A 6,000-nucleotide genomic window follows, 5' to 3' on the forward strand; every position below is an offset into this window, starting at 1 on the left:
GAAAAGGGATTTCCCCTGCTGACTAGAGGCCAGGTTCATGAGTGTTATCGATCTTCGCAGCGACACCGTCACCCAACCGACTCCCGCCATGCTCGACGCGATGACCGCTGCGGCCACCGGTGATGATGTGTATGGCGAAGATCCGACGGTCAATCGTCTGGAAACCGAACTGGCAAAACGGCTGGGTTTTGCTGCGGCGCTGTTCGTCCCGACGGGCACCATGAGCAACTTGCTGGGCTTGATGGCGCATTGCGAACGCGGTGACGAGTACATCGTTGGTCAGCAGGCGCACACCTACAAGTACGAGGGGGGTGGCGCAGCGGTACTCGGTTCGATCCAGCCGCAGCCGCTGGAAGTGCAGGCCGATGGCTCGCTGGACCTGGATCAGGTGGCGGCGGCGATCAAGCCTGACGACTTCCACTTCGCCCGCACCCGTCTGCTGGCGCTGGAAAACACCATGCAAGGCAAAGTGCTGCCGCTGGAGTATCTGGCCCGGGCTCGCCAGTTCACTCAGGACAACGGACTGGCCCTGCATCTGGACGGCGCGCGGCTGTACAACGCGGCGGTCAAGCTAGGGGTCGATGCCCGGGAAATCACGCAACACTTCGATTCGGTCTCGGTGTGCCTGTCCAAAGGCCTCGGCGCGCCGGTCGGCTCGGTGCTATGCGGTTCGGTCGAGTTGATCGGCAAGGCGCGGCGCCTGCGCAAGATGGTCGGCGGCGGCATGCGCCAGGCCGGCTTGCTGGCGGCGGCGGGGTTGTATGCATTGGATCACCACGTCGAGCGTTTGGCGGATGACCATGCCAACGCGCAATTTCTGGCCGAAGGCCTGCGTGCGGCCGGTTTCACCGTCGAGCCGGTGCAGACCAACATGGTTTACGTGCAGATGGGCGACCGTGCCGAGGCGATCAAGGCGTTTGCCGCCGAGCGCGGGATCAAATTGAGCGCTGCCGCCCGTCTGCGGATGGTCACGCACATGGACGTCAATCGTTCGCAAATCGAGCAAGTGATCGCGACATTCGTCGAGTTTTCGCGCAAGTGACAGCGTTAGCCCCTCAATTGACCGTTTCTATCGTATAAACACGCTGTACCCCGCGCGCAGGGCCGATATAATGCGGCCCTTTGCCGTCGTTTCGTCTGTTGACGTTTCGTACAGGCCTTTGGCCGCAGCCTCCGTGGAAGAACCTAATGAAAAGCGCAGAAATCCGTGAAGCCTTCCTTCGCTTCTTCGAAGAGCAAGGCCACACCCGTGTAGCCTCCAGCTCTTTGATTCCGGGCAACGACCCAACCCTGCTGTTCACCAACGCGGGGATGAACCAGTTCAAGGACTGCTTCCTGGGCCAGGAAAAGCGCGCGTACACCCGTGCGACCAGCAGCCAGAAATGCGTGCGTGCCGGTGGCAAGAACAGCGACCTGGAAAACGTCGGTTATACCGCCCGTCACCACACCTTCTTCGAAATGCTGGGTAACTTCAGCTTCGGTGACTATTTCAAGCATGACGCGATTACCTTCGCCTGGACGTTCCTGACCGGTGTCCTGAAACTGCCGAAGGAAAAGCTCTGGGTCACCGTCTACGCCTCCGACGACGAAGCGTATGACATCTGGACCCAACAAGTCGGTGTGCCGGTCGAGCGCATGATCCGCATCGGCGACAACAAAGGCGCGCCTTACGCGTCCGACAACTTCTGGACCATGGGCGATACCGGCCCGTGCGGCCCATGCACCGAGATTTTCTACGATCACGGCGACCACATCTGGGGCGGCCCACCGGGTTCGCCGGAAGAAGACGGCGACCGTTACATCGAGATCTGGAACAACGTGTTCATGCAGTTCAACCGCACCGCCGACGGCGTGTTGCATCCGTTGCCAGCGCCGTCGGTGGATACCGGCATGGGCCTGGAGCGGATCAGTGCGGTGATGCAGCACGTCAATTCCAACTACGAAATCGACCTGTTCAAGAACCTGCTGAGCGCATCGGCCGAAGCAATCGGCTGCGAAAATGGCGATCAGTCGTCGCTCAAGGTTGTTTCGGACCACATCCGTTCGTGCGGTTTCCTGATCGCCGACGGCGTGCTGCCGTCCAACGAAGGCCGTGGCTACGTGCTGCGCCGGATCATCCGTCGTGCCTGCCGTCACGGTAACAAGCTGGGCGCCACCGGCAGCTTCTTCTACAAGATCGTTGCAGCGCTGGTCGCCGAAATGGGCGAAGCGTTCCCGGAACTGAAGAAGCAGCAATCGAACATCGAACGCGTGCTCAAGGCCGAAGAAGAGCAGTTCTCCAAGACTCTGGATCACGGCTTGAAGATCCTCGAGCAGGATCTGCTGGAACTCAAAGGCACCGTAGTGCCGGGTGACGTGGTGTTCAAACTCTACGACACCTACGGTTTCCCGATGGACCTGACTGCGGACATCGCTCGCGAGCGCAGCCTGACCATCGACGAAGTCGGTTTCGAACGCGAGATGGAAGCCCAGCGTGTTCGTGCACGTTCGGCCAGTTCGTTCGGTCTGGACTACAACACGCTGGTCAAGGTTGATGTGGCCACCGAGTTCACCGGTTACACCGACACCAGCGGTTCGGCGAAAATTGTCGCTATCTATAAAGATGGCCAGTCGGTCGACGTCTTGAATGAAGGCGAAGAGGCGGTGATCGTTCTGAATCAGACGCCGTTCTACGCTGAGTCCGGTGGCCAGGTGGGCGACTGCGGTTATCTGCAGGCCGGCAACAGCCGCTTCGATGTGCGCGACACCACCAAGACTGGCGGCGCGTTCCTGCACCACGGCGTGCTGGCGTCCGGCAGCCTGCTCATCGGCGCGCCAGTGGAAACCCACGTGGATGCCGAAGTGCGTCATGCGACTTCGTTGAACCATTCGGCCACCCACTTGCTGCACGCTGCATTGCGTCAGGTGCTGGGTGAGCATGTTCAACAGAAAGGTTCGTTGGTTGATAGCCAGCGCCTGCGTTTCGACTTCAGCCACTTTGAAGCGATCAAGCCTGAGCAAATCAAAGCGCTGGAAGACATCGTCAACGCCGAGATCCGCAAGAACTCTGCTGTTGAAACCGAAGAAACCGACATCGAAACCGCCAAGCAGAAAGGCGCGATGGCGCTGTTCGGCGAGAAATACGGCGACAACGTGCGCGTGCTGAGCATGGGCGGCGATTTCTCCGTCGAGCTGTGCGGCGGTATCCACGCCAACCGTACCGGCGACATCGGCCTGCTGAAAATCATCAGCGAAGGCGGTGTGGCATCGGGTGTGCGTCGTATCGAAGCGGTCACCGGCGCTGCGGCGCTGGCTTACTTGAACGCGGCGGAAGAACAACTCAAGGAAGCGGCCAGCCTGGTCAAGGGCAGCCGCGACAACCTGATCGACAAGCTGTCGGCTGTGCTGGAGCGCAACCGTGCGCTGGAAAAGCAGCTCGAGCAGTTGCAGGCCAAGGCCGCTGCTGCCGCGGGCGACGATCTGTCGGCCTCGGCCGTGGACGTCAAGGGCGTGAAGGTCCTGGCCGTGCGTCTGGATGGTCAGGACGGCAAGGCGCTGCTGGCGCTGGTCGATCAGCTGAAAAACAAACTCGGTCGCGCAGTGATCCTGCTCGGCAGTGTCCATGAGGAAAAGGTCGTACTGGTCGCTGGCGTGACCAAGGACCTGACTGGCCAACTCAAAGCCGGTGATTTGATGAAACAGGCTGCTGCGGCAGTGGGCGGGAAGGGCGGTGGTCGTCCGGACATGGCGCAGGGCGGCGGTATCGACGCCGGCGCACTGGATGGCGCACTGGCGCTGACCGTTCCATTCGTCGAGCAGGGTTTATAAGACGGCCCGTCGGGCCCGCAGTCTAGTGGCGGGCCCGGCGGCTGTTTGAGTGATTATTGGGCGCCCTTCATGGGCAGAGGCGGCTTTGAAATGGCTTTGATCGTACAGAAATTTGGAGGCACCTCGGTCGGCACTGTCGAGAGAATCGAGCAGGTCGCCGACAAGGTTAAGAAATTCCGCGATGCCGGCGATGACCTGGTGGTTGTGCTGTCTGCAATGAGCGGCGAAACCAACCGTCTGATCGATCTGGCCAAGCAAATCAGTGGCGAAGATCAACCGGTTCCGCGTGAACTGGACGTGATCGTTTCCACCGGTGAGCAGGTGACGATTGCCCTGTTGGCCATGGCGCTGATCAAGCGCGGTGTGCCAGCGGTGTCGTACACCGGTAATCAGGTGCGGATCCTGACGGACAGTGCGCACAATAAAGCGCGTATCTTGCAGATTGATGACCAGAAGATTCGCGGCGACCTGAAGGCCGGCCGCGTGGTTGTGGTCGCCGGTTTCCAGGGCGTCGACGAGCACGGCAACATCACGACCCTGGGTCGTGGTGGTTCCGACACCACCGGCGTGGCGCTGGCTGCTGCGTTGAAGGCTGACGAATGCCAGATCTACACCGACGTCGATGGTGTCTACACCACTGATCCGCGTGTGGTATCGGTTGCTCAGCGTCTGGACAAGATCACCTTCGAAGAGATGCTGGAAATGGCCAGCCTCGGTTCCAAGGTGCTGCAGATCCGTGCGGTGGAGTTCGCCGGCAAGTACAACGTTCCGCTGCGCGTACTGCACAGCTTCAAGGAGGGTCCGGGCACCCTCATTACTATTGATGAAGAGGAAACCATGGAACAGCCGATCATTTCCGGCATCGCTTTCAACCGCGATGAAGCCAAGCTGACCATCCGTGGCGTGCCAGACACCCCGGGCGTGGCGTTCAAGATTCTCGGCCCGATCAGTGCCGCGAACATCGAAGTCGACATGATCGTGCAGAACGTCGCGCACGATAACACCACCGACTTCACCTTCACCGTGCACCGCAATGACTACCAGGCCGCACAGACCGTGCTGGAAAACACGGCTCGCGAGATCGGTGCCCGTGAAGTCGTCGGCGACACCAAGATTGCCAAGGTCTCGATCGTCGGCGTCGGCATGCGTTCCCACGCAGGTGTGGCCAGCCGCATGTTCGAATCCCTGGCGAAGGAAAGCATCAACATCCAGATGATCTCGACTTCGGAAATCAAGGTTTCCGTAGTGATTGAAGAGAAGTACCTGGAATTGGCCGTGCGCGCCCTGCACACGGCTTTCGAACTGGACGCTCCGGCCCGTCAGGGCGAGTAATCCTGGTCAATGAAGGGCGCGGTCTGACCGCGCCCTTTATTTTTTGAATGGCGCGAGCCCTGAACTGTTCTTTTGCTCGCGCTGGTCAATACTCAGGCATGTAGGGCTACGATCGCTCCGGTTGTAGGTCGGGTGCCTTTTTTTTGCAGACTGTTGTCCCTGAAATGATTCGCGTGAGGAGAAAGGTATGCTGATTCTGACTCGTCGGTGCGCAGAAAGCCTGATTATCGGTGATGGCGAAATCACCGTGACCGTGCTCGGCGTCAAAGGAAATCAAGTGCGTATCGGCGTCAACGCCCCGAAAGAGGTCGCCGTGCACCGTGAGGAAATCTACCTGCGTATAAAGAAAGAGAAGGACGAAGAACCAAGTCATTAATTTTTATTGATTTTTATGTTTGCAAACGGGGAAAAGGTTGGTTAAGATACGCCCCGTGTTGCGGAGAGCTGGCCGAGTGGCCGAAGGCGCTCCCCTGCTAAGGGAGTACACCTCACAAGGGTGTCGGGGGTTCGAATCCCCCGTTCTCCGCCATTATTTGCTTAGTACGTTGTAATCTGGCTTTTTCTGTAAGTTGTTGAAATTAATAGAAAAAGTGGTTGGAATAGAGATTAGACGGGCTATAATGCGGCGCAACAAATGCACTCGTAGCTCAGCTGGATAGAGTACTCGGCTACGAACCGAGCGGTCACAGGTTCGAATCCTGTCGAGTGCACCATTTAAGAGTCAATTGCAGCAATGTAAATGACTCGGCTTCAACCAGGTGTGATCTGGTCTAACAAACACAAATGCACTCGTAGCTCAGCTGGATAGAGTACTCGGCTACGAACCGAGCGGTCACAGGTTCGAATCCTGTCGAGTGCACC

General features: G+C 58.9%; 4 protein-coding genes and 3 tRNA genes. All 7 read left to right on the forward strand.

What is annotated here, in order from left to right:
• Positions 1 to 37: 37 nt before the first annotated feature.
• Positions 38 to 1,042, forward strand: coding sequence for a low-specificity L-threonine aldolase (ltaE, locus tag AC1RMX_RS16855; protein WP_493072571.1), 1,005 nt, complete (start codon positions 38 to 40; stop codon positions 1,040 to 1,042).
• Positions 1,043 to 1,188: 146 nt separating this feature from the next.
• Positions 1,189 to 3,807 (forward strand): alanine--tRNA ligase, encoded by a 2,619-nt coding sequence (gene alaS, locus AC1RMX_RS16860; protein WP_102621024.1) that lies wholly within the window; start codon positions 1,189 to 1,191, stop codon positions 3,805 to 3,807.
• A 90-nt stretch (positions 3,808 to 3,897) separates the two neighbouring features.
• Positions 3,898 to 5,139, forward strand: coding sequence for an aspartate kinase (locus AC1RMX_RS16865; protein ID WP_096818090.1), 1,242 nt, complete (start codon positions 3,898 to 3,900; stop codon positions 5,137 to 5,139).
• Between the two features lie 187 nt (positions 5,140 to 5,326).
• Entirely contained in the window at positions 5,327 to 5,515 is a 189-nt protein-coding gene (gene csrA, locus AC1RMX_RS16870) for a carbon storage regulator CsrA (protein WP_002554426.1), read from the forward strand.
• Between the two features lie 62 nt (positions 5,516 to 5,577).
• Positions 5,578 to 5,668 (forward strand) — tRNA-Ser (locus AC1RMX_RS16875).
• A 107-nt stretch (positions 5,669 to 5,775) separates the two neighbouring features.
• Positions 5,776 to 5,852 (forward strand) — tRNA-Arg (locus tag AC1RMX_RS16880).
• 72 nt (positions 5,853 to 5,924) lie between these two features.
• Positions 5,925 to 5,998: transfer RNA gene (locus AC1RMX_RS16885), tRNA-Arg, on the forward strand.
• The last annotated feature ends 2 nt before the right edge of the window (positions 5,999 to 6,000 follow it).

The organism is Pseudomonas sp. GW822-FHT03F04 (genome assembly GCF_058801405.1).

Coding starts and splice junctions, on each gene's coding strand:
- ltaE (WP_493072571.1), top strand. CDS start 38: ATGAGTGTTATCGATCTTCGCAGCGACACCGTCACCCAACCGACTCCC.
- alaS (WP_102621024.1), top strand. CDS start 1,189: ATGAAAAGCGCAGAAATCCGTGAAGCCTTCCTTCGCTTCTTCGAAGAG.
- AC1RMX_RS16865 (WP_096818090.1), top strand. CDS start 3,898: ATGGCTTTGATCGTACAGAAATTTGGAGGCACCTCGGTCGGCACTGTC.
- csrA (WP_002554426.1), top strand. CDS start 5,327: ATGCTGATTCTGACTCGTCGGTGCGCAGAAAGCCTGATTATCGGTGAT.